General features: G+C 53.2%; 1 rRNA gene. It reads left to right on the forward strand.

Annotated features, from left to right (window positions below):
• The first annotated feature begins 51 nt into the window (after window positions 1-51).
• Window positions 52-2,936: ribosomal RNA gene (locus tag QCE69_RS39015) — 23S ribosomal RNA — on the forward strand.
• Window positions 2,937-3,192 lie beyond the last annotated feature (256 nt).

A 3,192-nucleotide genomic window follows, 5' to 3' on the forward strand; every position in this document is an offset into this window, starting at 1 on the left:
ACGCGAATACTCAGCCTATGACCAGTGAGTCGTGAGACACACTCGTTATAGGGTCAAGCGAACAAGTGCATGTGGTGGATGCCTTGGCGATCACAGGCGATGAAGGACGCGGTAGCCTGCGAAAAGCGGAGGGGAGCTGGCAAACGAGCTTTGATCCTCCGATATCCGAATGGGGAAACCCACTCCTTATGGAGTACCCGTGACTGAATACATAGGTCATGTGGAGCGAACGCGGTGAACTGAAACATCTAAGTAACCGCAGGAAAAGAAATCAACCGAGATTCCCAAAGTAGTGGCGAGCGAAATGGGAAGAGCCTGTACTCTTTATTTGCATTGTTAGTCGAACGCTCTGGAAAGTGCGGCCATAGCAGGTGATAGCCCTGTAGACGAAAACAGCGTGAAAGAACTAGGTGTACGACAAGTAGGGCGGGACACGTGAAATCCTGTCTGAAGATGGGGGGACCATCCTCCAAGGCTAAATACTCGTGATCGACCGATAGTGAACCAGTACCGTGAGGGAAAGGCGAAAAGAACCCCGGGAGGGGAGTGAAATAGATCCTGAAACCGCATGCATACAAACAGTCGGAGCCTTTGAAAGAGGGTGACGGCGTACCTTTTGTATAATGGGTCAGCGACTTACGTTCAGTAGCGAGCTTAACTGATTAAGGCAGGCGTAGCGAAAGCGAGTCCGAACAGGGCGATCAGTTGCTGGGCGTAGACCCGAAACCAAGTGATCTATCCATGGCCAGGTTGAAGGTGCGGTAACACGTACTGGAGGACCGAACCCACTAACGTTGAAAAGTTAGGGGATGAGCTGTGGATAGGGGTGAAAGGCTAAACAAACTTGGAAATAGCTGGTTCTCTCCGAAAACTATTTAGGTAGTGCCTCGTGTATCACCTTCGGGGGTAGAGCACTGTCATGGTTGTGGGGTCCATTGCGGATTACTACGCCATAGCAAACTCCGAATACCGAAGAGTGCAATCACGGGAGACAGACATCGGGTGCTAACGTCCGGTGTCAAGAGGGAAACAACCCAGACCGCCAGCTAAGGTCCCAAAGATTGGCTAAGTGGGAAACGAAGTGGGAAGGCTAAAACAGTCAGGAGGTTGGCTTAGAAGCAGCCACCCTTTAAAGAAAGCGTAATAGCTCACTGATCGAGTCGTCCTGCGCGGAAGATGTAACGGGGCTCAAGCCAGTCACCGAAGCTGCGGATACGTGCTTAGGCACGTGTGGTAGGAGAGCGTTCCGTAAGCCTGCGAAGGTGTGTCGAAAGGCATGCTGGAGGTATCGGAAGTGCGAATGCTGACATGAGTAGCGATAAAGGGGGTGAAAAGCCCCCTCGCCGTAAGCCCAAGGTTTCCTACGCAACGTTCATCGGCGTAGGGTGAGTCGGCCCCTAAGGCGAGGCAGAAATGCGTAGCTGATGGGAAGCAGGTCAATATTCCTGCACCATTGTTAGATGCGATGGGGGGACGGATCGCGGAAGGTTGTCCGGGTGTTGGACGTCCCGGTCGCTGCATTGGAGAAGGCGCTTAGGCAAATCCGGGCGCGTAATTCAAGGGTGTGGCGCGAGCTCTCTAGGGAGCGAAGCAATTGGAAGTGGTTCCAAGAAAAGCCTCTAAGCTTCAGTCTGACAGTGACCGTACCGCAAACCGACACAGGTGGGCGAGATGAGTATTCTAAGGCGCTTGAGAGAACTCGGGAGAAGGAACTCGGCAAATTGGTACCGTAACTTCGGGATAAGGTACGCCCTTGTAGCTTGACTGGCCTGCGCCAGGAGGGTGAAAGGGTTGCAATAAACTGGTGGCTGCGACTGTTTAATAAAAACACAGCACTCTGCAAACACGAAAGTGGACGTATAGGGTGTGACGCCTGCCCGGTGCCGGAAGATTAAATGATGGGGTGCAAGCTCTTGATTGAAGTCCCGGTAAACGGCGGCCGTAACTATAACGGTCCTAAGGTAGCGAAATTCCTTGTCGGGTAAGTTCCGACCTGCACGAATGGCGTAACGATGGCCACACTGTCTCCTCCCGAGACTCAGCGAAGTTGAAGTGTTTGTGATGATGCAATCTCCCCGCGGCTAGACGGAAAGACCCCATGAACCTTTACTGTAGCTTTGCATTGGACTTTGAACCGATCTGTGTAGGATAGGTGGGAGGCTATGAAACCAGGACGCCAGTCTTGGTGGAGCCGTCCTTGAAATACCACCCTGGTTTGTTTGAGGTTCTAACCTTGGCCCGTGATCCGGGTCGGGGACAGTGCATGGTAGGCAGTTTGACTGGGGCGGTCTCCTCCCAAAGCGTAACGGAGGAGTACGAAGGTACGCTAGGTACGGTCGGAAATCGTGCTGATAGTGCAATGGCATAAGCGTGCTTAACTGCGAGACCGACAAGTCGAGCAGGTGCGAAAGCAGGTCATAGTGATCCGGTGGTTCTGTATGGAAGGGCCATCGCTCAACGGATAAAAGGTACTCTGGGGATAACAGGCTGATACCGCCCAAGAGTTCATATCGACGGCGGTGTTTGGCACCTCGATGTCGGCTCATCTCATCCTGGGGCTGTAGCCGGTCCCAAGGGTATGGCTGTTCGCCATTTAAAGAGGTACGTGAGCTGGGTTTAAAACGTCGTGAGACAGTTTGGTCCCTATCTGCCGTGGGCGTTGGATATTTGAAGGGGGCTGCTCCTAGTACGAGAGGACCGGAGTGGACGAACCTCTGGTGTACCGGTTGTCACGCCAGTGGCATCGCCGGGTAGCTATGTTCGGAAGAGATAACCGCTGAAAGCATCTAAGCGGGAAACTCGCCTTAAGATGAGATATCCCCGGGGCTTCGAGCCCCTTGAAGGGTCGTTCCAGACCAGGACGTTGATAGGTCAGGTGTGTAAGTGCAGTAATGCATTGAGCTAACTGATACTAATTGCCCGTAAGGCTTGATCCTATAACCAGTGTGTTTCGCAGTGACTTGGCGCTTCAGCGCTTAGTCAATGCAACCCCCGAAGGGGGCCACACCGGTTGAGTGAGTCGTTGTTGCCAACAATCACCACCCCAAACACTTCTACTTCTTCCCGGATTGGTTGTGCCGTCCCCGACGACACAACAACAAGTCATGCCTGATGACCATAGCGAGTCGGTACCACCCCTTCCCATCCCGAACAGGACCGTGAAACGACTCCACGCCGATGATAGTGCGGATC

The organism is Caballeronia sp. LZ032 (assembly GCF_031451315.1).
Classification (GTDB): domain Bacteria; phylum Pseudomonadota; class Gammaproteobacteria; order Burkholderiales; family Burkholderiaceae; genus Caballeronia.